Annotated in this window: 20 protein-coding genes; 7 read left to right on the forward strand and 13 right to left on the reverse strand. The window is 63.1% G+C overall.

Annotated features, from left to right (window positions below; genetic code table 11):
* Nucleotides 1–5 precede the first annotated feature (5 nt).
* Nucleotides 6–569, forward strand: coding sequence for a cytochrome c family protein (locus tag CCA01S_RS10390; protein ID WP_103035404.1), 564 nt, complete (start codon nucleotides 6–8; stop codon nucleotides 567–569).
* A 108-nt stretch (nucleotides 570–677) separates the two neighbouring features.
* A complete protein-coding gene (locus tag CCA01S_RS10395; protein WP_232305067.1) occupies nucleotides 678–1,679 on the forward strand; it encodes an AraC-like ligand-binding domain-containing protein in 1,002 nt (333 codons plus the stop codon).
* 126 nt (nucleotides 1,680–1,805) lie between these two features.
* Here the strand turns inward: CCA01S_RS10395 and CCA01S_RS10400 are convergent, their stop codons facing one another.
* The 13 genes from CCA01S_RS10400 to paaN all read right to left on the reverse strand — a co-directional run bounded on the left by CCA01S_RS10400 (nucleotide 1,806) and on the right by paaN (nucleotide 17,345).
* A complete protein-coding gene (locus CCA01S_RS10400) occupies nucleotides 1,806–2,396 on the reverse strand; it encodes a nitrous oxide reductase accessory protein NosL (protein WP_084386672.1) in 591 nt (196 codons plus the stop codon).
* A gap of 3 nt (nucleotides 2,397–2,399) precedes the next feature.
* Nucleotides 2,400–3,239 carry an ABC transporter permease gene (locus tag CCA01S_RS10405; protein ID WP_198149967.1) on the reverse strand — a complete coding sequence of 280 codons (840 nt, stop codon included), beginning with the start codon at nucleotides 3,237–3,239 and terminating at the stop codon, nucleotides 2,400–2,402.
* On the reverse strand, nucleotides 3,236–4,171 hold the full coding sequence (locus CCA01S_RS10410) for an ABC transporter ATP-binding protein (protein ID WP_066458001.1): 936 nt from the start codon (nucleotides 4,169–4,171) through the stop codon (nucleotides 3,236–3,238). The genes CCA01S_RS10405 and CCA01S_RS10410 overlap by 4 nt, the downstream gene beginning before the upstream one ends.
* The gene (locus CCA01S_RS10415; protein ID WP_198149969.1) at nucleotides 4,149–5,453 is read right to left on the reverse strand and encodes a nitrous oxide reductase family maturation protein NosD; all 1,305 of its coding nucleotides are present in this window, start codon (nucleotides 5,451–5,453) and stop codon (nucleotides 4,149–4,151) included. Before CCA01S_RS10415 ends, CCA01S_RS10410 begins: the two co-directional genes overlap by 23 nt.
* A 74-nt stretch (nucleotides 5,454–5,527) precedes the next feature.
* Nucleotides 5,528–7,399, reverse strand: a complete 1,872-nt coding sequence (gene nosZ, locus CCA01S_RS10420) for a TAT-dependent nitrous-oxide reductase (protein WP_066458077.1) — start codon at nucleotides 7,397–7,399, stop codon at nucleotides 5,528–5,530.
* A 116-nt stretch (nucleotides 7,400–7,515) separates the two neighbouring features.
* A complete protein-coding gene (locus CCA01S_RS10425; protein ID WP_084386675.1) occupies nucleotides 7,516–9,777 on the reverse strand; it encodes a NosR/NirI family protein in 2,262 nt (753 codons plus the stop codon).
* The gene (locus tag CCA01S_RS10430) at nucleotides 9,778–10,845 is read right to left on the reverse strand and encodes an FAD:protein FMN transferase (protein WP_066458004.1); all 1,068 of its coding nucleotides are present in this window, start codon (nucleotides 10,843–10,845) and stop codon (nucleotides 9,778–9,780) included. It abuts the gene before it with no gap.
* An 84-nt stretch (nucleotides 10,846–10,929) separates the two neighbouring features.
* Nucleotides 10,930–11,235, reverse strand: coding sequence for a high-potential iron-sulfur protein (locus CCA01S_RS10435; RefSeq protein ID WP_084386676.1), 306 nt, complete (start codon nucleotides 11,233–11,235; stop codon nucleotides 10,930–10,932).
* A 443-nt stretch (nucleotides 11,236–11,678) separates the two neighbouring features.
* Nucleotides 11,679–12,824, reverse strand: a complete 1,146-nt coding sequence (locus tag CCA01S_RS10440) for an ABC transporter substrate-binding protein (RefSeq protein WP_066458015.1) — start codon at nucleotides 12,822–12,824, stop codon at nucleotides 11,679–11,681.
* A gap of 25 nt (nucleotides 12,825–12,849) precedes the next feature.
* Nucleotides 12,850–14,172 carry a phenylacetate--CoA ligase PaaK gene (paaK, locus tag CCA01S_RS10445; protein ID WP_066458022.1) on the reverse strand — a complete coding sequence of 441 codons (1,323 nt, stop codon included), beginning with the start codon at nucleotides 14,170–14,172 and terminating at the stop codon, nucleotides 12,850–12,852.
* A 108-nt stretch (nucleotides 14,173–14,280) separates the two neighbouring features.
* A complete protein-coding gene (gene paaI / locus CCA01S_RS10450) occupies nucleotides 14,281–14,772 on the reverse strand; it encodes a hydroxyphenylacetyl-CoA thioesterase PaaI (protein WP_066458023.1) in 492 nt (163 codons plus the stop codon).
* A 96-nt stretch (nucleotides 14,773–14,868) separates the two neighbouring features.
* The gene (gene paaG / locus CCA01S_RS10455; RefSeq protein ID WP_066458025.1) at nucleotides 14,869–15,666 is read right to left on the reverse strand and encodes a 2-(1,2-epoxy-1,2-dihydrophenyl)acetyl-CoA isomerase PaaG; all 798 of its coding nucleotides are present in this window, start codon (nucleotides 15,664–15,666) and stop codon (nucleotides 14,869–14,871) included.
* Nucleotides 15,663–17,345 carry a phenylacetic acid degradation protein PaaN gene (gene paaN, locus CCA01S_RS10460; RefSeq protein WP_066458026.1) on the reverse strand — a complete coding sequence of 561 codons (1,683 nt, stop codon included), beginning with the start codon at nucleotides 17,343–17,345 and terminating at the stop codon, nucleotides 15,663–15,665. Before paaN ends, paaG begins: the two co-directional genes overlap by 4 nt.
* A 358-nt stretch (nucleotides 17,346–17,703) precedes the next feature.
* Here paaN and CCA01S_RS10465 point away from each other — a divergent pair, with 358 nt between their 5' ends.
* From CCA01S_RS10465 to CCA01S_RS10485, 5 genes are all read left to right on the forward strand, one after another.
* Nucleotides 17,704–18,729: a diiron oxygenase gene (locus tag CCA01S_RS10465; RefSeq protein WP_066458033.1), complete on the forward strand. Its 1,026-nt coding sequence runs from the start codon at nucleotides 17,704–17,706 to the stop codon at nucleotides 18,727–18,729.
* 81 nt (nucleotides 18,730–18,810) lie between these two features.
* Nucleotides 18,811–19,851 (forward strand): 2Fe-2S iron-sulfur cluster-binding protein, encoded by a 1,041-nt coding sequence (locus CCA01S_RS10470; protein WP_066458036.1) that lies wholly within the window; start codon nucleotides 18,811–18,813, stop codon nucleotides 19,849–19,851.
* A 36-nt stretch (nucleotides 19,852–19,887) separates the two neighbouring features.
* Entirely contained in the window at nucleotides 19,888–20,844 is a 957-nt protein-coding gene (gene paaX, locus CCA01S_RS10475; RefSeq protein ID WP_180984160.1) for a phenylacetic acid degradation operon negative regulatory protein PaaX, read from the forward strand.
* Nucleotides 20,845–21,251: 407 nt separating this feature from the next.
* On the forward strand, nucleotides 21,252–22,127 hold the full coding sequence (locus CCA01S_RS10480) for a branched-chain amino acid ABC transporter permease (protein ID WP_066458039.1): 876 nt from the start codon (nucleotides 21,252–21,254) through the stop codon (nucleotides 22,125–22,127).
* Between the two features lie 5 nt (nucleotides 22,128–22,132).
* Nucleotides 22,133–23,065, forward strand: coding sequence for a branched-chain amino acid ABC transporter permease (locus CCA01S_RS10485; RefSeq protein ID WP_066458087.1), 933 nt, complete (start codon nucleotides 22,133–22,135; stop codon nucleotides 23,063–23,065).
* Nucleotide 23,066 lies beyond the last annotated feature (1 nt).

The raw sequence follows: 23,066 nt of genomic DNA on the forward strand, positions 1-23,066 counted from the left end.
ACACCATGTTCAGGCCCGGGCATTTCGCCCGGGTCGGCCTGGTCTCCGGCCTGGTGCTGATGTACTCGGCCCAGGCTGGGGCGGTCGGCCCGGTTTCGCAGCAATCCATGGTCGAATCTTTGCGGGCCAGCACCGCGGCCTACAAAGACTACATGCTCAATTGTGGCGGCTGTCACCGCTTCAACGGCGAAGGGGTGTCGCAAAATGCCATCCCCAATTTCGTCAATTCCATTGGAACCTTCACGCATCTGCCAGAGGGACGCGAATACATGATCCGCGTGCCGGGCGCGGCCCAGTCGCTGCTGGGCAATGCCGAATTGGCCGAGGTGCTCAACTGGATCGTGGCTACCTACAGCCCGCATCAGCTGCCGCCCGATTTCAAGCCATTCACGGCCGCCGAAGTGGGGGCCGTGCGGCCGTACCGCTTTGATGACGTCATGCAGGCTCGTCGCAAGATTACCGCCAAGCTCGAAAACCTGGGGCTCAACCCGGCCCCGTATCTGTATGGCGCTCCGGCCAACGTGTACGAAGCGGCGCATGCGGCTGCCGACGCCCAGGCGGCTCAGTGAGATGTCCTGGCTTCTTGGGCGTGCAGCTTTGCTGCGGGTTATCACGGCTGGTCAGGGGGCGGTGTTGCCTGTAGATTGGTTTCAGTCTCAGGTACGGAGGCCAAGTACATGATGTCACTCACGCCCCGCGCTACCCCACCGGTCGTCCCCTCGCCTTGGCTGCTCACCCGGCCCCGGCGCTTCAACGATCTCGGTGCATGGTCCGATAGCGTCAATCAGCATTTTGTTCCGCTCGAAATCAAGGCTCGGGATGCGGGGCCTTTCTGCAACCTGGCGGCCAACGAAACCCTGGGCTGCCTGCAGGTGTCCGAACTGGTCACCGCGGCCCAGAGCGTGCGGCGCACCCGCATGCTGGCCAATCAGTCCGAGGTCGCGCAATACAAGCTCAGCATCCAGGTCTCGGGGCGCTCCCAGATCGCCCAGGATGGTCGCTCGGCGGTGCTGCACCCGGGCGACTGGGGTTTTTACGATACCTCCCGCCCCTACGAGGTGCAGGTCGATTCCGGCGCCCACTTCCTGGTGCTGCGCATTCCCTCGTCCGCCCTGGCCGTCTGGGAAACCACGCTGCAGGCCCGAGTGGCCACGTGCTTTGGCTCCACCAGCGGCAGCGCGCGGGTGGCGGTCGATGCCTTGCGTTCGCTGGTGTTGCAGGGCCAGGCCCTGCCCACAGCCCAGGCCGAACAGATTTCCACCACCGTGATGCAGCTGTTCGCCCTCAGCCTGGGCGGGGTGGCCAACCCCGTGCCCGACGCCAGTCTCGACGCGGTGCGCGAAGGGCAGCTGCGGGTCATCCTGCGTCACGTGCACGAACACCTCAGCGACGACAGCCTCACGGTGGCGGGCCTTGCCGCGCAGTTCCGCATGTCGCGCCGCTATCTCTACAAGCTCTTTTCCCTGCGCGGGCTCAGCCCCGCCGACTACATCCTGGGCGCGCGGCTCGAACGCTGCCGCGACCTGCTCAGCGACCCCGCCAGCACGCGCCAGATCAGCGAACTGGCCCACATGCACGGCTTTGTCGATGCCTCGGCGTTCAGCCACGCCTTTCGCCGCCGCTTCGGCCTGTCGCCCAGCGAGTGGCGGGCCAGCGAACTCAGGAAAACCGTCCCTTGACGGGACACACGCGCCTGTTTTGCACACCATCCGCTGCCGCTGCTGGCCTGCCGCACCGCGTGCGCCTGCGGCACCGGCGTGGGCAGACCGCACAGCCCGGCCAAGCGCGTGATGGTGGCGTCAGGCCTACTGCTTTTGCTTGGGTGACCGCATGAGCATGTGTGGTTGGTGCTGTGCCGTCCCCAGCAGCGAGATCATCTGGGGGGTGACCTCGGTGTAGCGGACGATGCGTCCGCCGTATTGCTGGACGAACCGGGTCGCGTCGCCCTGCTGCGCAAATGAAGCCAGGGTCGGGCCCATGGCACCGGCCAGGGGCTGCCAGGCCACATAATAGGCCGCCTGGGCATCCGTGAAACTGTCTGCCGCATCGGAGGGGTGGTTCCAGTCGATCTTTGCGCAATCTTGAACAAACTGGTGCTGCAGGATGGCCCGGTGCTCGGGCTGCAGGGCGTAGGCGAAGAAGTCGCGGGTCGAGTCGAATTTCAGCGGCTGCTTTCGCCCTTTGACGTAGGCCTCGGCCCGAGGCCCGGGGGCATTCTTCAAGTACATGCCACAGACGGCACAGGTGTCGTTTTTCTGGATGTCTACCGGCTTTTGTTCCGCAATCGGATCGTGGCGCATGCAGCCTCCCAGGCTAACCAGGCTGATCGCCACGACGATGGCCGAAACCAAGTGGGGGCCGCGTGCGAACGGGCGCGTCACAGAACTGGATTTCATGGTTCAGACTTCTTTTCGGTGAAAAATGTGTAAAGACAAGTAGAACGGAACGAGCACCCAGATCAGCATGATCATGTATAGCTGGATGTGGCCATATGCATGGGCGTCGGTCATCCCCAGGAACAGGTCGTTGCCTGCCCCCTGGCCCAGGGCGGTGAGATTGATCAGGCGGAAAACGTCGATCGGATTGAACAGCAGCAGATAGGGGTAGATGGCCTGTTCGACGTCATTGCCACCGCTGAATACCAGGATGGCGAGCAGCAGCAGGTCGAACAGGACGACGCTGACGAACCAGGCGATCAGGGACAAGCCGGCCGCGCGGGATTTGTCTTCGGTTGCTGCGCTGATGGTGCAGGCCAGGGCAACGAAGCTGGCCCCCAACAGCGCAGCGCTGAGTGCGAAGTTGAGCATTTGCAGCCAGGCCTGCGGTGTGCGGGTCTGTGGCTGCATGATCTGGATGATGAGTGCCGCCAGGCCGAACCCGCACAGAATGGCGACGATCAGGGCGGCGCAGTGGCCGAGGAATTTGCCCGTCAGCAGTTGTCCGCGCGACAGGGGCAGACTGAGAATCAGCAGCAGCGTGTTGCCGTCTCGTTCACCGACGATCGTGTGATAGGCGATCAACAGCCCGATGAGCGGGATGATGAATGCCGCCAGCGTCGTCAAGCTGGCGATGGTCGAGGTAAATGAGACAAAGCCCAATTGGCCGGCTCCGGCCCCGCCAAAATAGGCAATGCTCAGCGAAAGCAGGGCAAACAATATGGCGATGGCAATGATCCATCGATTGCGGAAATCGTCGCGAAACTCTTTTCTGGCAACCGTCAGCGTCGTGTGCATCATCATGCGGCCCCCTGGGCGTGGTTTGCGCCCAGCCAGTCGTACAGGCTGCTCAGGGAGGGCTCCGTGATTCTCACGTTGGCGATGCGCGGGTGGTTCAGCAAGTCGCGCAGCAGTGGCATTTTCTCGTCATCCGAAACGTGGATTTCCACCTGATTGCCGTCGCGGATCGTGCGCCTGGCATCGAGCGCCTGCAGACAGGGGGGTAGCGCGTCGGTGCTGCCGTCCTGGATCAGCTGCAAGCGAATGGTGCTGGGCAATCTGGCCCTGTTCTGCAGCTCGCCGAGGCTGCCGCTGGCCAGCAGGCGGCCTTCACGCAGGATCAGCGCCCTGTCGATGTGGGGTTCGAGTTCGGCCAGCAGGTGCGAGGAGATCAAGACGCAGCGGCCTGCCGCGCGCAAATCGTCGATGATGCCGTAGAGTTCGCGCGTGGCTTGTGGATCGAGCCCCGAGGTAGGTTCATCAAGCAAAACGACGTCCGGTTGGCTCAGCAGCGCCTGGGCCAGGCCGAGGCGTTGGCGCATGCCCTTTGAGTACCCCCCCACTCGCCGATCCTGGGCGGGGCCCAGGCCGACGCGTTCCAACAGCTTTCTGCCAACGGGGGTGGACACGCGCTTCAGTTGAGCAAAATAGTCGATGACTTCCGCCCCCGTCAGGTTGGTGTAAAACGAGACGCTTTCCGGCAGATAGCCCAGGTGCTGACGAATTGTGTGGGCTTTGACTCCGGAGGGTGATTCTCCCAGGACGCGAATCTGTCCTCGCGTGGGCTTGATGAGCCCCAGGATCAGCTTGATCAGCGTTGATTTCCCCGCCCCGTTGTGTCCGAGCAGGCCCGTCACCTGCCCAGCCGGGATGGTGGCGTTGATGTCGTGGAGTGCGGCGACACTGCCGTACTGTTTGCCGAGCGCGTCGATTTCAATGGTGTCTTGCCTGGACATAAGTTCTCCAGCGGGCGGGGGGCCGCATGAGTGGGTAGCTGTCGCGGATATTGGGTGGGGTAAATACAGGAAAGGCCCGTTGCACATACCGCAGCAGCAAGATGGCCGGACTGTCGATCAGGCTGCGGGCGTCCGGGTATTTCCAGAGCAGGATGTCGATGCCGTCGTTTGGCTGGTGTGGCACGTCGCCGCGCTGGTCGCCGTTCATGTCCCAGCCGAGGTAATTGCTCCAGTAGTTGCCGGTTTTGTCCAGTGACCATTCTTCGGCGACGTTCTGGGCGTACTTGACCTGGGTGCGGTTGTCCAGGAAGCAGTTTTCATAGACGGTGTTGTCCTGGGCCCCCGCCGTGATGTGTATGCCGATGGTCGAATCAGCCATCAGGTTCGCGCGGATCGTGTTGTATTCCGAGTTGTACAGGAACAGCGCCTTGCCTTCTCCGCCGTCGATGATGTCGCTGGAACCCCCGCCTGTTTCGCCGAGGATGCCGCGCACTTCATTGCCCTGGATGTCGCTGTACGTCACGTAATTGAACAAAATCCCGTAAGAGCGGTCGTCGATCAGATGGTTGTCGATCACGTGCAGGTGATCCGAACTCATCAAGGCCATGCCCCCCACGTTGTCATTGCTGATATTGCCCCGGATGGTTTCGCGCTTTGAATACATCTGATGGACACCGTAGCGGACGTGGTCGATGGTGTTGCCTTCGATCAGATCGTCATGGCTGACGTAGTCATAAATGCCGTCGCGCGTGCCGGAGACGTGGTTGTTGCTTATCGTGCAATGCGCGTCGCTCCACAGATGAATGCCGTCGCCCCGGTCGGGCACGTCGAGTTCGGTTGCCCCGGCGATGCGGTTGTTGCTGACCACTGTCTGTTGTGGCCCATCCAGGTAGACGCCGAACAGAATGTCCTCGATCTGGTTGTGGTCGATCGTGACGTGGCTCAGCCCTCGCTCGATATAAACCCCCGCATTCATGGCGGTAAGGTCGAAGCCGGAATGGCGCAGGGTCAGATTGCGTACGGTGACGCCAGACGCCTGGACGCGGATGACGTCGCCCGCGCCGTCGGCGTCCAGGATGGCGCCCGGCTGGCCGACCAGCGTAATGGGCTTTTTCAGAATGAATGAGCCATGGTGCACGCCCGCCGGCACCTGCAGGGTGGCACCGGCAGGTGCCTGGGCGATGGCCTGTTGCAACGCGTCGGTGTCCGCCCTGGCCGATCTGGCGGGAACGACACCCAGCATCATGCTCAGGGCCAGGATGCAGAACAGCCTTTTGTTCAAGAAAGCCTCCGAAGTCCGGTCTTGCCAGGCATGCCTGCGCCGCGCTTCGTGCCGCGACACAAGCATGCCGGTTCTCAGGCTTCCACCAGCATCCGGCCGCGCATCTCCAGGTGCAGCGCGTGACAGAAGAAGGTGCAGTAGTACCAGTAGACCCCCGGCTTGTCGGCGATGAACGTGACGGACGACGTTTCTTGCGGGCTGATTTCCATGTTGATGCCGTAGTTCGTCAGGCAGAACCCGTGGGTCAGGTCTTCGATGCTGTCCACGTTGGTGATGGTGACCGTCACCTCATTGCCCTTTTTCACCTTGAAGTTGGGCAGGCCGTACTGGGGCGCGGAGCTGGTCATGTAGACAAAGACCTGGTTGCCCTCGCGGACGACCTTGTTGTCCTTTTCCAGCGTGATCCCGTGTTTCTTGGCCTGGGCCACCGTTTCCGCGAAGAACGGGTCTGTCCGGCTCCATGTGCGCTTGACTTTGTTGATCAGCATTTTGCTGGGCAGAATGATGGCGTCGTGCGGCTCGGAATACACGGGGGCATCGGCCACCAGTACCATCTGGTCGCCCGAGATGTCGATCAGCTGGTCGAGATCAGGGTGCAGCGGGCCGGTCGGCAGGAAGCGGTCTTTGGCAAATTTGTTCAGAGAAACCAGCCAGTGTCCATCGGCGTCGCGAGTTTCACCCAGTGACGTGTGGTTATGGCCCGGCTGGTAAGCGACGTCCAGCTTCTGGCGCAGATAGTTCACCTTCTTGCCGCCATAGGCATCGATGGCGTCCTGGATGTTCCATTTGGCGATCTGGCTGTCGATGAACAGCGTGGTGTAGGCGAAACCGCGTCCGTCGTAGGCGGTGTGCAGCGGCCCCAGGCCCAGTTGCGGTTCGGCCACCACGGCTTCGCGCGGCGTCTTGAGCTTGCCGTTGAAGTAGTCGTCCACCTTTGACCAGGCCATGACGGTGACGGTGGGCGAGAGTTTGCCGTTGGCGGTGAAATACTTGCCGTCCGGGCTGGCATTGACCCCGTGCGGGTTCTTGGGCACCGGGATGTACATGGTCAGCTCAGAGCCGTGGCGGCCATCGACCACGGGGACTTTCGAGCTGCCGATCGTCTTGAACTTGCCGGCCTTGATGGCGGCTTCGATGCGCCCGATGTTGAATACCACGACCCAGTCGCGCTCGCTTTGCATCATGTCGGCCAGCACGACCCCGCCTTCGCTGTTGTAGCAGGTGGAAACCGCGTACTTGCCTTCATAGTCGCATTCGGTGTTGTCCAGGTTGCCGTCCACGATCACCTGCCAGGCCACTTCCATCGTCTCGCCGTTTACGGCGGTGAACATGGTCTGGTATTTTTTCGGGTCGTCCAGGTCGCGGCCGTCGTTGGGGCTGGGGATGCGAAATTCGGCATTGGCGAACACGTAGCCCGTCTTTGGTTCGCGCTGTACGCGCAGGCCGTGGATGGCTTGTACGTTGGGGATCGGGGTGATTTTGTCGGTGCGCATCACATCGCAACGGATGCGTGCCACGCGGGTGCCCGCCTTGTCGTTGACGAATATGTAGCGGCCGTCATAGTGGCCGTGCGTCTGGCTCATGTGTGGGTGGTGCAGATCGCCGCCCCTGGGGAAATTTTCTCCCAGCACGCGGCGGCTTTCGTTGGTGATGCCCCAGCCCACGGCAAAGTCGGTGTTGAAGACGGGGATCCGCATCAGTTCGCGCATCGAAGGCATGCCCAGAATCCGCATTTCCCCCGACTGGCCGCCGCTCCAGAATCCATAATATTCGTCGAGTTGGCCTGGGGCGACGTAATCTTTCGGCATGGTGGGCTCGTTGGCCGCGTGTGCGCTAGGGACGATGTTCATGCCGCCAATGATGCCGCTGGCCCCAGCCAGTCCGGCCAGGGCGCCGCCGCGCATGAAGTTGCGCCGCGCAGGGTTGCCCGGCGCAGGTGGGAGCATATCGATTTCATCCTGGGTCAGTGCCCGGATGCCCGTCACTTCCAGCCCGGGTGTCTGGTCTTTGCTGTTGTCGCTCATTACAGTCGTTCCTTGAAGTTGGAGAGAAACCCAGTTACCTAGGTGCTTGCGGTCTCGGCCGAGAGATCGTTTCCAGCGAGCCCCTGCGTGGCCGGTGTCGGGAAACCTGGCCGGACCGTGGGGCCTGGGCGCTTCTCGCGCTTTTTCCGCCGTTCGACCAAGGGGGGGCATTTGTGATCGTTGTGGTAGGTCACCTGACAATCGAGGCAGTAATGGCACTCGTTGTAGTTGATGGGCCCCAGCGGGCTGATGGCCCTGACTTCGCACTCGACGGCGCACAGTTGACAGGGGTGGCCGCACTCTTTGCGGCGGCGTAGCCACTCAAAGAGATGCCAGCGTCCGGAGACGGCCAGCCCGGCACCCAGGGGGCAGATGTAGCGGCAGTAGAACTTGTTGGTGAACACGGCGGCGCCCAGCAGGATGGCGACGTACAGGACGTATCCCCACGAGCGCAGGAAGTGCAGCGTGATGGCCGTCTTGAAGGGTTCGACTTCGGCAAACCTTTCAGCCAGGCCGACTGACTGCAGAGACAGGCCGAACAAAAAGAGCAGGATGATGTACTTGATTGCCCAGAGCCGTTCGTGCAGGTAGGCGGGAGGCTCCAGCTGCGGTATTTTCAGCGCCACGGCCACCTTGTGGATCAGAACCTGCAGGGCGCCGAACGGACACAGCCAGCCGCAATAGACCCCCCTGCCCACCAACAGCAGCGAGACAGCCACGAACACCCAGAGAATGAAAATCAGCGGGTCCATCAAGAACGTCGTCCAGTGAAAGCCGTGGATGACGGAGCTGATGAACGTCAGGATATTGACCACCGACAGCTGCGCCAGGCTGTACCAGCCAAGAAATACCAGGGTATAGATGAGGTAGCCCGTGCGCAGGTTTTCGAGCAGCCGGGGGCGCTTGACCAGCCAGTCCTGGAAGATGAGGATGGCCGACAGCACCAGCAGGCCGATGCCCAGGATGGCGATTTCGAAACGTCGGCCATACCAGATTTGCACCCACAGCGGGTTGTCCGCGGTTGCCGCGGTGCCGACGCCGGTGGCTGCGGGCGCGGGCGGCGTCAGCGCTGTGCTTGGTGGTTGGGACAGATAGGCGGCGGGCATCTCGTAGCTGCCGGTAAAGGTGCTGTAGATGCTCTTGAGCGGGCCGATCTGGCGATTGACCAGCAGTTGCAGCGTCCAGGGCGTCCCCGGATTGAAGCCCTGTCCGTGGCGCAGCACGAAGATGGCTTTTTCCTGGAAAGGCGGCATGTCGGCAAGGGCCACGTCATTGAAAGGAATGAGATCGGTGTCCTTGAACAGGAACAGCTTGTCGGCCTGCATGATGTGGAGGCGGTCGAATATGCCGCCGCGCACGTAGCCCAGCCCCTTGAATGAATAGATGCCGTTGGCGACGATGGCGATCAGTTCGTCGCCGGGCTGAAGCGTCTGTTCGATAGCCGCGTAGCCCTCGTCACCCAGCAGGCTGCGGCCCACCGACGGGGGCGTGATGTCCGCGTAGTAGAGATCGATGAATGGGGCTGTTTCCTGGCCGGGAACCGGTGCGGTGGGGTCGTCTGCCAGGCCGCTTTCCGGCTGTCCGGCAAATGCCTTGACCACGTCGTCCCGGGTGAGGTGCAAGGCGCGGAAGGCGCCGTTGCCAGTCAGTCCGGCCCAGTTCGTCGGCTGGAAGAAGTCGGTGCGGATGGTCGCCTTGGCGGCAGCTGCGTGCCCCTGGGCCTTGACGAGGTTGCGTGATGCCGCCACTTCCAGTGCGGCATTCATGATGGTTTCGTTGGCCACCATCGAGGTGACGGTCGCGCTGCTGATGGCATCGATCTTGACCGTGCCGGGGCTGCTGCTGCCGCCGACGACGATCTTGTCCTTGACGTGGCGGCCTATATAGCGGGCGACGAAGTCATAGAGGCGTTGTACCGGGATGCCGACCAGCAGGATAGGTTCCTGCTGCTCCAGCACTTTGGTGCCGACGATCTTGCCGTTCTGGTCGATGGCGACCAGGATGTTGATCGGCTCGCCCGAATAGGCCGGCACTGGGGCAACCATGACCGATTCGAACACATAGCCGATGAGCGTGTCGCCCTGGTAGACCGGAGCGGCGGGTGGGGTGCCCGAGATGTCGCCAAAGCGGGTCGCGGCGGGAAAATATTGCCGGACTTCCGGGTATTTCTGATCGACCCCCGCGAATGCCCTGGCCGAGGCGAGAAACAGGATCAAGGTCAACAGCATGAGCCGCAAGGCGCGACTGGGCTGCCCGGCCGACGGCGCGGCCTTGCGGAAAAAAATAAGTAGCGTATCCATTCAAATCACCTGTGCTTGCCCTGTGTGCAGAGGGAAGTCCGCCGACCGCCAGCGTTGGCTGCCGTCCCGGGAAAACACCAGCCATTGGTGGTTCTGCCTGGCCAGGGTGTCCCGCAGATCGATCAGCGGCATGGAGGCGGCAGCCACGCTCATGGCGTCGGCGTCGATGGATAGCGGCGCCGTCACGGTGATGCTGGAATAATTCAGCGGCGAGTATCCGGTGTGCGGATTGATGACGTGAAACAGCGATCGGTCTGCCGAATAGAACACCCGATAGTCGCCCGAGGTTCCCAGCGCCATGTCGCGGATGCCGGTGACGGCGGCGATTTTGTTGACATGATTCGGATCGACGATGCCGACGTGCCACAAGCGCCGGGATTTTGTCCCCGAAATGGCGCGCAGGTCGCCGCCCGCGTCGATCAGCGCGTCTTCGACGCCTGCCGCGCGCAAGGCGGCGATGCCCTGGTCGATGACATACCCCTTGGCCAGGCCGTCCAGGGTGACGGACATGCCCGGCCGGGTGAACTGGATTCTGTGTTTGTCGGCCTGGATGCGGCGATAGTCGATCAGGCGGTCTTTTTCTGCGATGCGCAGGCGATCGTCTGGCGTCAGGACGGCGGGCTGCCTGCGGGTTTCCAGATAGGACAGCACCGGCAGCACGCTGATGTCGAAGCAGCCTTCGGTTGCGGCTGAAATGGCCAGCGAGCGTTGCAGCACGTGGTGCAGGTCGGCGGGCGGCTTATCCAGATAGCCGTCCCGGTTCAAGCGAGCCAGCGGGCTGCCGGGTTCAAAGCGCGTCAACAGCGCCACGGTATCTGCCATCCGTTCGAACGCGTGCCGGATGGCTGCGCCTGCCTGTGCGGCATCGGCGGTCAGGCAGGTGATGGATACCGAGGTCTGCATCAGCGTCTGTTCGCGCCGGACTTCAAAGAGATTATTTTTTCTCTGTGCGACGAACCAACCTGCCCCGCCGAATAGTATTCCGGCGGCCGCCAGGCCCGAGGCTGATTTGAGTATCTTGCGGCGGCCAGGAGACGCTGGTGGTTCGGAAATCATGAAACTGCTCATGAAGTCAGCCCTCGGTATTCATCAAGCAAATAGCTGGCCTGATTCATTTGAATCAGGCGGGCACGAATATGTCGGTTTCTTGTCTCAGCCTTTTGGCGCAAAGGCGACACACCAGGCTTTGGGCGCGATCGAGCCCTCGACGACATTACAGGTGCCATCCGCCGTCGGAGTTTTGCCGGGGGTGTAGTGAATGCAGTTGTCGCATTCATCTTTGCCATGTGGGGCTTCCTGGTACATCATGGTCGCCTTGGATCCTTTGGCAGCTTGTGCCTGTGCCGGGGAGTGCTTCATGAGAGCCGATCCGGCGACGGTGCCGATGACCGCGGCTGTAATGCCGTTGCGCATCAGTGTGCGGCGGCTTTTATCAAATTCATGGCGAACTTTGGGCATTTTTCTCTCCGATATTGATTTGATGGCAATCAAACAAAATGTTGCTGCTTATTTGATCGGAAGAAAGTCTACGCCCCGTGTTTCAATGGGCATTGATAAAAATCAATTAATTAAAATCCTGAATGTATCCTGAATAAAGTTGAATGTTTTCTTAAATAATCTGAACGTTATTTTAAAAATTCTGAATATTTTCTTAAAAACCCTGAATGAATTCTTAAATTGAAACGAGCGAATACGGGGGCTTTTCAAACAGGTCGATGGGGCAACCGATGCCCGCTGCTTTGACGGTGGTGAGTATCGGTTGCCCCATCGGGCGTCAGGCTGGCGTGGACCTTGTCATGCCCGGCGGCGCGGAGCATGAAAAAAAGCGGCTTTCGCAGGAAAGCCGCTTGGGGGGTGGCCGACTGGCCCGGAGGCGCGTCGGCCTGCGCGTGACGGATCGCTCAGTCGATCAGCGTCCAGTGGCCCTTCTTGATTTCCAGCATGCGGAATGCCGTCAGATCCAGGCCCATGTGGTCGGTGGGCGACATGTTGAACATCCCCCCCGTGCCCATGAACCCCTTGGTCTGCTCGATGGCGTCGCGCACCTTGGCCTTGTCGGTGGTGCCGGCCCGCTTGACGGCGTCCACGTAGATCATGAGCGCGTCATAGGCGTGGCCGCCGAAGGTGGAGACGTCGGATTTCCAGCGTGCCTTGTAGGCCTTTTCATAGCCCGTAACCACGGGCTTTTGCGGATCGCTGTCGGGCAGGTCGTCGGCGACCACCAGGGCCGCGCACGGCAGGCGGGTGCCTTCGGCGGCCTCACGGGTGAGCTTGATGAACTCGTCCGAGCACACCCCGTGCGATTCGTAGACCGGCAGCTTGATGCCCAGCTGCTTGTAGTTGCGCTGCACCAGGGCCGGCCCCTGGCCCAGCCCGAAGATGAAGACGGCCTGGACGTCCGGGTTGTTCTTGATCTTGGTGAGCTGCGGGCTCATGTCGGTATCCTTGGGCCCGTAGACTTCCTGGGCGACGATCTGGATACCGTATTTGGGCGCGACGAGTTCGGATTCCTTCTTGCCCGACTGGCCGTAGCCGCTGGTCTCGCTCACCAGGGCGATCTTCGAGATGCCCTGTTTTTTCATGTTTTCAAAGACTTTCTCGGCGGCCATACGGTCGGTGTGCGGCACCTTGAAGACCCATTTCTTGACGGGATCGACCACCACCACGGCCCCGGCCAGCGAAATGAAGGGGATTTCGGCCTTCTCGACCAGCGGCACCATCGACATGGTGGCGCCCGTGGTGGTGCCGCCGATGATGGCGTCCACCTTGTCGTCGAAAATCAGGCGTTTGGCAAAACTGTTGGCCTTGTTGGCATCGGTGCCGTCGTCGTAGGACACCAGTTCGAGCGGGCGGCCCAGCACGCCGCCGTCCTTGTTGATGGATTCGACGTACATCTGCAGGGTCTTGGCTTCCGGGTCGCCGAGGAAGGCGGCCGGGCCGGTGGTCGAGAGCACCGAGCCGATCTTGATGGGTTCGGCGGCGCCCGCCGACAGGCTGAGGGTGGCCAGCGCCAAGCCGGCCAGCAGGTGGTTCAAGCGTAGTTTCATGGTGAGTCTCCTTTGGGGGGGGGGCTTATCGTTGTGCCGGCCTTTCGTCATAGACCCGGCGGGCCTTGCCGGTTTGCGTGCGCGGCAGCTCGCCGTAATGCATGATGGTGACTCGGGTCGAGATGCCGATATTGGTTTTGATGTAGTGCTGCAGCCGCTTGGCAATGTCGTTCACCTGCTGGGCCGACAGGCCGTTGGCCTCGTGCTGCAGTTCGCAGCGCACTTCGACATTGTCGAGGTGATTCTCGCGTGTGAGGAGAATCTGGTAGTTGCCGTTCAGGTGCGGGTCGCGCATGATCTGCTCTTCGACCTGGGTGGGGAAAACATTGACCCCGCGCACGATCAGCATGTCGTCCGAACGCCCGGTGATGCGCCCCATGCGGCGGAAAGCGCGCGACGTGGGCGGCAGCAGGCGGGTAAGGTCGCGCGTGCGGTAACGGATGATGGGCAGGGCTTCTTTGGTGAGCGAGGTGAACACCAGTTCGCCTTCCTCGCCGTCGGCCACCGGCTCGCCGGTCTCGGGGTTGAGGATTTCGGGGTAGAAGTGGTCTTCCCAGATGACCGGGCCGTCCTTGGATTCAATGCACTCGGATGCCACGCCCGGCCCCATGACTTCGGACAGGCCATAGATGTCCACGGCGTCCAGCCCCAGCTGGCGCTCGATCTCGCCGCGCATGCCTTCGCCCCAGGGCTCGGCGCCGAAAATGCCCACCTTGAGGGAAATGTCGTCGGCCGCGATGCCCTGGCGCTCGAATTCTTCGGCGATCACCAGCGAGTACGAAGGCGTCACCATGATGATGTCGGGTTTGAGATCCATGATGAGCTGCACCTGCTTCTCGGTCTGCCCGCCGGACATCGGCACGACGGTACAGCCCAGGCGCTCGGCGCCGTAGTGCGCCCCCAGGCCGCCGGTGAACAGGCCGTAGCCGTAGGCCACGTGCACGGTGTCGCCCGGACGCCCGCCCGCCGCGCGGATCGAGCGCGCCACCAGGTTGGCCCAGGTGTCGATGTCCTTGAGCGTGTAGCCCACCACCGTGGGCTTGCCAGTGGTGCCCGACGAGGCATGCAGGCGCGCGATCTTCTCGCGCGGCACGGCGAACATGCCGGTGGGGTAGTTGCGCCGCAGGTCTTCCTTGCTGGTGCAGGGAAACTTGCGCAGGTCTTCGAGCGTGTGCAGGTCGTCGGGGTGCACGCCCCGGGCGTCGAAGGCCTTGCGGTAGTGCGGCACGTTGTCGTAGGCATGGCGCAGCGTCCAGCGCAGCCGCTCGAGCTGCAGGGCGGTGATTTCGTCGCGGCTGGCGGTCTCGATGGCTTCGAGGTCGCCCGGTTTCACTTCTTTGACGGGCATGGTTGTCTCCTGTGTATCAATAGAATTCTTATGTGCCTGGCGCCGGGCTGTGCCGACCGCGCCGGTTTTGCGGCTCGTCGGTGGCGCCAGTGCGCGTCGGCCCCGGCCTCAAGCCGGGGCGCCGGGCTTGTCGGTGTTCAAAGTGTCGGTGACCAGGCCCTGGATGCGGTGCGATTTGCCACGAAACAGCACAATGTCTTTCTGGCTGGTGAGGTTGCGCACCGTGATGTCGTAGACGCCCATGCGTCCCCCCTGGATGCGGACTTGCGCCGTGGCCTGGAGCTGGTCGCCCTCGTGTGCGGGCGCGAGAAAATCGATGTGACAGGCTGAGGCCACCGTGTTGTGGTTGTCGCTGTTGCAGGCGTAGGCGAAGGCGGTATCGGCCAGCGTGAAGATCATGCCGCCGTGGCAGATGGCGTGGCCGTTGAGCATGTCGTGGCGCACGGTCATGGACAGCTGCGCCTGGCCCGGGGCGATGGCGTCCAGCCGCATGCCCAGGGCGTGGGCAGCGTGATCGCGCGCCCACATGGCGGCGCCCACCGCGTCGGCCAGGGCCTGGGGGTCGGTGATGGTCTGAGGGTCGGGGGCAGTGTGCTGCATGAGTGAAGCTCCTGGTATCTGGTGATGGGCGGTCGGCCGGGGGCCGGGCAGGCTGCGATGCTGCTGGCCTTGCATGGCTGCCCGGGCTTGCTGCGTTCAGTTGCCGGTGAACCGGGCCGGGCGTTTTTCCATGAAGGCGGCGACGCCTTCGGCGTAGTCGGCGCGCCAGCCCAGCTCGCGCATGAAGCCGGCTTCCATGTCGAGCTGCTGTTCGAGCGTGTGCAGTCCCGAGGCCTGCATGGCCTGGCGGGTGCGCACCAGCGCGCGCGTGGGAGCCTGGGCCAGCTGCCGCGCCAGGCGGTCGGTTTCGGCGGCGAAGTCGGCGTCGGCCACGCATTGCCAGATGAGCCCCCAGTCGGCCGCCTGGCGGGCGGGCAGGCGTTCGGCCAGCAGGGCCAGGCCCATGGCGCGCGCCAGGCCCACGCGCCGCGGCAGCACCCAGGTGCCGCCCGTGTCGGGGATGAGGCCGATCTTGCTGAAGGCCTGCAGGAAAGAGGCCGATTCGGCGGCAATGGTGAGGTCGCAGGCCAGTGCGATGGAGGCGCCGGCCCCGGCGGCGATGCCGTTGACGGCGGCCAGCGTGGGCACGCGCAGGTTTTGCAGCGCCAGGATGAGGGGCCGGTAGAAGCGTTCCACTGTTTCGCCAAGGTCGGGCGCCTGTCCGGCGCCGATCTGCATGGCACGGTCGCCCAGGTCTTGCCCGGCGCAAAAACCGCGCCCCGCGCCGGAGAGCACCAGCACACGCGCCGCAGGGTTGTTCTGGACGTCGTCGAGCACCTGGCGCAGCTCGCGGTGCATGGTTTCGTTGAAGCTGTTGAGCTTGTCGGGCCGGTTGAGCGTGACGCGCGCGATGCCGTCGGCCAACTGATACTGGACGGTGCCGGATTCGCTCATGACTGGGCTCCTGCCACGTGCTGGCGGCGCTGCACCACGCGGAAACGGTTGGCCACGAAGGCCGAATCGGCATACGAGGCGTTGGCCGCGGGGTTGCCGCCCGTGCCGTGGAAGTCGGAATAGGCGGCGGACTGATTGACGAAGACCCCGCCGGTGAGGTTGATGGACAAGGCCACCTTGGCGCGCCACGACAGGTGGATGGCGGCATCGACCGTGGCCTGGCGCGTGCTGTAGAGCCCCAGGGTGAGGGCACCGTGGCGGCGGGTGAGACCTTCGACCAGCGTCAGGGCCGCGGGTGTGTCGCTGGCGCGCACGACGAAGCTGATGGGGCCGAACTGTTCTTGCGAGAAGTGTTCGGCGTGTTCGGCGTCGCAGGCGATGAGGGCTGGCGTGCGCACGCGCGCCTGCGGGAAATCGGGGTTGTGCAGCGTGCGCGGGGCGAGAATCACGCGGCCCATCTCGCCCGCGGCGGCGCGTTCGGTGCGCGACAGGGTGTCGTCGGACTGGATGGCGCCCAGCACGGCGTGGGCGACTTCGGGTTTGGCCAGGAATTGATCGACCGCCTGGGCGAGGTCGCCGCAGACTTGTTCGTACGTCTTGTGGCCGTCGTTGGTGTCGATGCCCTGGGCGGGCACCACCAGCGCCTGCGAGGTGGTGCACATCTGCCCCGAATACAGCGAGAGCGTGAAGGCCAGGTTGCGCAGCATGCCTTTGTAGTCGTCGGTGGAGTCGATGACGATGCTGTTGACCCCGGCCAGCTCGGCATAGACCTGGGCCTGGCGGCAGTTGTTCTGCAGCCAGTGGCCGAAGGTGTTGCTGCCGGTGTAGTCAATGGAGTGGACGTCGGGGTGGGTGTAGAGCGATTGCGCCGCCGCATGCGACGGCGGCAGGCACAGCGTGACCAGGTTGGGGTCGAGCCCTTGTTCGGCCAGCACGCCGCGCAGGATGCGCACGGTGAGGGCGGCGGGCAGCACCACCTGGCTGTGTGGCTTGAGAATGACGGGGTTGCCCGTGGCGAGCGCCGCGAACAGGCCGGGGTAGGTGTTCCAGGTGGGGAAGGTGGCACAGCCGATGACGACGGCCACGCCGCGCCCGACGACCTCGAAATGCTTTTCCATCACCAGGGCGGGGTGCTTGCCTTGCGGTTTTTCCCAGTGGCTGGAAGCCGGGATGAAGGACATTTCGCGCCAGGCGTAGGCCACGGCTTCGAGCCCGCGTTCTTGCGCGTGCGGGCCGCCTGCCTGGAAGGCCATCATCCAGCCCTGGCCGCTGGTCATCATGACGGCGTGGGCGATCTCGAAGCTGTGCTGGTTGAGGCGCTGCAGCATTTCAAGGCACACGCCCGTGCGGCCTTCGGCGCCCAGGGCCTGCCAGGCGGGCATGGCCTGCTGGGCGGCCTGCACCAGCGCCTGGGGGTCGCAGACCGGGTATTGGATATCGAGCGCCAGCCCGTAGGGCGATTTTTCGCCGACATGCCAACCCGATTGCCCCGGCTGTTCGATTTCGAAGGGTTTGCCCAGGTGCGCCTGAAAGGCCGCACGGCCCGCTTCCGCCGCGTCTTCGCCATAGGCCTTGGGGCTGGGGTTTTCCGAAAAGGCGGCCCAGTATCCGCGTGTGGCAATGGCCTGAAGCGCCTGATCGAGCAAGGGGCGGTGCTGGTCAAACAAGGGGTGCGACATGGTGTCCTCCGGCTTCGAGTGGAGTCGAAGCAATCTATACGAATGAGCTTTGATCGTTTCGGATCAATGTATCACTTAAAACTTTGTGATTTCTAGATCGAAGTAATTTATCGAATTTTATAATGAATTAATTAGCAAAATAGATAGTTGTTGTATATCAATAATATGGACTTCAATTCAAGGCAATTTCATGCATTTCACGCCTGAAGTATCAAGGAAAACCCTAACATATAAACGATACAAAAAAATTGACAGCAATGATCTGTACGTAACATGATAGAGGCGCCAAACAAGACGGCATCCAGTTTCCAGCCATCGATCACCCTCGTTGCGCTGCCCACCCCTGAAGGAGACACGCATGTCCAGCAAAGAACGTTTCGCGGACAAGATGGAATTTCCGCCTGAAATCGAACAACCCAACGTCTACCCCCTGTCCTGGGAACGCAAGACACAGAAATTGCAGGAAGTCTGGGAAGCGTCCCTGCGCGAATACTGGGAGCCCGAAAAGCTGCCCTGGGATTCGCTGGACGTCGAAAGCTACACCTGGGAAGAGCGCGAATCCATCGCCTACTGGTGGACGCTGCTGTCGGTCTTCGACGCATCGGCCCCTCCGGTGTTTGCCGAAGCCCTCATCAAGACCTACGAAGTGCACGAAGAAGACCCCGTGCGCAAGTGCTTCTTCTCGGTCACCAGCGACGAACAGAACCACGAAATCATGTGCGGGCTGTCCATCACCAAACTGCTCGGCCACCCCGATCCCATCACCTACGAGCCCAAGACCGATATCGGTCGTCGGCTGCAGAAAAACGCCAAGTGGCTGTATTTCAATGGCGCGCGCTACTGGAACGGCTACAAGGGTGCCGTGCCCAAGTACGACCTGGCCGTGCTGTTCAGCTCTTTCCTCATGGGCGAGATCGCGGCGGCCACCATCTTCAAGCAGATGTACGAGAACAGCCGCGAACCGGTCTTCAAAGAAGCCTTCAAGAACATCGGTCGCGACGAGGGCCGCCACATGGCCATCTGTATGGCCGTGATGGAACGCGACTACCCGGGCATCAGCGAAGAACACAAAGCCATCGTCACCAAACAGATCCGCGCGGGCTACCTGTTCCTGTCCGCCGTGCTGTTCGAGCCCCCGATGGAATTCTGGGATCTGCCCGACGACTTCATCGCCAACCAGCGTGAGGGCGAGGAAATCGCCCGCAACGCCGGCTTCGGGGTGCCGTCCTACGAGGCCAAGAAAGAAAACTGGCGCAATGCCATGATCAACCTGAAGGGGGTGCTCGACCGCTATGACATCCCGTTCCCGGCCATCCCCGAGGTAGGCATCACCGGGCACGAGGTCTCCGACGTCGATATGCAGGACATCATCCCGGTCTTCTGACCGCGTCCCGCCAGCCACCTGTAACACCCGGGGCCCGTCAATCCACAGGATGGGCCCCTTGCAAATCCACAAGAGATCACTATGGCACGCATCACGATTGAACCCTCCGGCAAGACGGTCGAATGGAAGGAAAGCGACACCGCCCTGATGGCGCTCGAAAAGGCGGGCTACGCCTTGCCCAACAATTGCCGGGCAGGGGCGTGCGGAGAATGCAAGGTCAAGGTGCTCTCGGGGCAGTACGACCAGGGTATGGTGCTCGACATGGCCTTGTCCGCCGAAGAGCGTCGCCATGGCTACGGGCTCATGTGCATGGCCAAGGCCATTTCCGAAGAAATGGTCATCGAATGGGGCGACGCCGATGCTCGCCCCAAACTGTTTCCGCCGCGCGAGGGCGCCCTGTACGTGCTCATCGACCGCCGCGAACTCACCCCGCGCACCATCGAGGTGCGCCTGCGCCCGGTGGGCAAGCCCATCCGCTACTGGCCGGGCCAGTACGTCACCCTGGGCGACGAGCGTGCCGGCATCCCCCGGCGGGCCTATTCCATTGCCAACGCGCCGCGCCACGATGGCGAAATCACGCTGCAGATCGCCCGCGCCGACGACGGCGTCACCAGCGCCTGGATGCATGACACGGTGCAGCTGGGCGACAGCCTCAAGGTCAACGGCGCCTATGGCACCTTCATTGGCGACCTGGCCGCCGATACGCCGGTGCTGTGCCTGGCGGCGGGCACCGGGCTGGCCCCCATCCTCGACCTGGCCGAGGCCGCCTTGCAGCGCGGCTATCGCAAGCGGGTCGATCTCATCTTCTCGGCGCGCACCTGGGCCGACGTCTATGGCCAGGGCATCATGGGCTGGTGGCGCACCAAGCACCGCAATTTCGACTATAAAATAACGCTCACGCGCGAACAGCGAGAGGGCTGCCTGCAGGGGCGTGTCAACACCCTCCTGCCTGGCATGTACTCCGACCTGTCCGCGCACAGTGTATTCATCGCGGGCAGCCCCGAGTTTGTCGATTCCTGTGTGGCCAGCGTCAAATCCCTGGGGGCGCGTGATGAGTTCATCCATAAAGAAGGCTTTTTCGCCGTGCAAAACGTACGCGCGCAGGGCCGCCCGTCCTCCTGATCCCTTTTGTCTGCTGCAACGCGGCAGTTGTGTGCCGTGATTCCAGCCATCCAGCATCGCCTCGACCGATTTCGCCAGCAGCAGCGGGTGCGGGCGGGGTCGCTCATCACCACCGTGTTCGGCGATGCCGTCCTGCCGCGCGGCGGACGCATCTGGCTGGGCAGCCTCATTCAACTGCTCGAACCCCTGGGCCTGAGCGAACGGCTGGTGCGCACATCGGTCTTTCGCCTGGCCAAAGAACAGTGGCTGCGGGCCGACGCCCATGGGCGGCGCGCCGATTACGTCCTCACCGCGGCGGGGCAGCTGCGTTTCGAAGAAGCCTCGCGGCACATCTATGCCTCGCATGCGCCGCTCTGGGATCGGCGCTGGCGCCTGATCCTCGTGGTGGGCGAACTCAGCCCCCGCGAGCGCGAACATCTGCGCCAGGCCCTGGCCTGGCAGGGTTTCGGCTCGCTGGGTGGCGATTGCTTCGTGCACCCGTCCACCGGGCTCGAAACCGTCTTCGACGCCTTGGCGGCCGAGGGCCTGCAAGGCCTGCTGGGCAGCCTGCTGCCCCTGCTGGCGGCCGATTCCCGCACGGCGCGCAGCGCCTCGGACGCCGATCTGGTCGAGCGCGCCTGGAACCTCGACCGGCTGGCCGAGGCCTACGCCGGCTTCGTCGCCGAATACCAACCCATCCTCGCCGAGCTGCGGCACCACCGTTCGGCGCGCATCGAACCACAAGAAGCTTTCTTGCTGCGGGTGCTGCTCATCCACGATTACCGGCGCCTGCTGCTGCGCGACCCCGGCCTGCCCGAGGTGCTGCTGCCCACAGGCTGGTCTGGCCAGGCGGCACGGCTGTCGTGCCGCGAGCTCTACCGGCGGCTCGAAGAACCTTCAGAATGGCACCTGGACGCCGTCATGCGCCTGGCGGACGGCTCGGTGCCCGCCGCGCAGGCCGACGGCTTCGAACGCTTTCCGGTGGACGACCCGCTCTCCGTCCTGCCGCTGTAGCCGCTGCGGCGTGCCACCAGGGGCGTGGCCGCGCGGGCGCGATGTGCGGGCTGCTGGCTGCTGGCCGGGGCTTCGGGGACGTCCTGCCGATGCCTGTCCCGATACTTTTATACTGAAAATATAAATTTTCATGTATCGGGTCTGCCAAGGAGAGCGGCAGAAGCGGGGCTGATGAACCCATCGGATCATCCCATGGCTGGATGATCGTTTTCCCGGATACACGTCTGGAAAACGCAAGTTCCTATTGCTGAGTCCGGCCCAGTCCACTATCTTATTAGTAATTGAAAACATGCTACAACCTTCGAGTCCACACTCGTGGTGCATGAATCATCGACAATGAGCATGGGCGCGCCCCGCAGGCCGGGGCGCCAGCCAATGCCAGACAGGCTGCCTACAGGAGACAAACCGTGCAAGCCGAGTTTCTGCAGTTCCTCTTTTCCGGGCTGACGGTGGGTGCCACCTATGCGCTGGTGGCGCTGGGCTTCAACCTCATCTACAACGCCAGCAACGTCATCAACTTTGCCCAGGGCGAGTTCGTCATGCTGGGCGGCATGCTGGCCGTGTTCTTCACCCAGGCGGGCCTGCACTGGGCTCCGGCCTTCTTGCTGGCGGTGCTGGTGCCCGCCGTCGTCGGGGTGCTGCTCGAAAAGCTGGCCATCGAACCCGTCAAGGACGCCGAAACCGTCACCCTCATCATCATCACCATCGGCGCGTCGCTGGTGATCCGCGGGCTTGCCCAGGTGCTGTTCGGCAAGAACGCGCACAGCCTGCCGCCGTTCTCCGACCACGACCCCCTGTTCATCCTCGGGGCCATGCTGCTGCCACAAAGCCTGTGGGTCTTTGGCGTCACCGCCCTGGCCGTGGTGGGGCTCTGGTACTTCTTCAGCCGCACCCTGGCGGGCAAGGCCATGCTGGCCACGGCCTACAACAGCGTGGCCGCGCAGCTGGTGGGCATCAGCACGGGCTGGACGCTGCTGCTCAGTTTCGCGCTGGCCGCCGGCCTGGGGGCCCTGGGGGGCATCCTTATCGCGCCCATCACGCTCACCTCGTATGACGTGGGCATCATGCTCGGGCTCAAGGGCTTCGTGGCCGCCGTGCTGGGCGGGCTGGGCAACGGCCTGGGGGCCGTCGTGGGTGGTCTGCTGCTGGGGGTGCTCGAATCCATGGGGGCGGGCTATATTTCTTCGGCCTATAAAGACGCCATTCCCTTCGTACTCATTTTGCTGGTGCTGGTCTTCATGCCCAGAGGGCTGCTGGGCGGCCGTTCCACGGATCGGGTGTGATCATCATGCGCAAACAATCCCTGCTGGGCCTGCTCATCCTGGCCATCATCCTCTGCATCCTGCCTTTCGTGGTGCCCAACAGCTACTACCTGGACATCGTCATCCGCATGGGCATCAACGCCGTCATCGTCATCGGCCTCAATCTGCTGGTGGGCTACGCCGGGCAGATCAGCCTGGGCCACGCGGGCTTCGTGGGCATCGGGGCCTATGCCTCGGCCATCCTGCCCACGCACTTCGCCTGGCATCCCCTGGCCGCCCTGGTGGCCGGGGCCGTGGCCTCGGGCCTGCTGGCCCTGGTCGTGGCGCGCCCCATCCTCAAGCTCAAGGGGCACTACCTGGCCATGGCCACCCTGGGGCTGGGCATCATCATCAACATTGTCATCCGCAACGAGGCCACCTATACCGGCGGGCCCGACGGCATGCCGGTCGAATCCATGTCGCTGTTTGGCATCGACCTGATGCGCGACCAGCAGTGGTATTGGGTCGTGGCGGTCTTGCTGCTGCTCACCACCTGGGGGGCGCTCAACCTCATCGACTCGCCCTTCGGGCGGGCGCTGCGCGGCCTGCACGGCTCCGAGACGGCCTCGCGCGTGGTCGGCATCGACGTCCCGCGCTACAAGGCGGCGGTCTTTGTCCTCTCGGCGGTGGTGGCCAGCATCATGGGCAGTGTGCTGGCGCACTACGTCGGCTTCGTTACCCCCGAGGTGGCCAACTTCTTTCACTCCATCGAACTCATCACCATGGTGGTGGTGGGCGGCATGGCCTCGGTGTTCGGCTCCATCCTGGGGGCCGTCCTGCTCACGGCGCTGCCGCAGGCGCTGGCCACCTTCGAGGGCTGGGAGATCGTGGTCTTCGGCGCTATCTTGATGGCCTGCATGATTTTTCTGCCGCGCGGCCTGGTGCCTTCGCTGGCCGCACGCTTTTCCCGGGAAGACTGAC

It is taken from the genome of Castellaniella caeni NBRC 101664 (assembly GCF_001592225.1).
In the GTDB taxonomy this organism is placed as follows: Bacteria; Pseudomonadota; Gammaproteobacteria; order Burkholderiales; family Burkholderiaceae_B; genus Castellaniella; species Castellaniella caeni.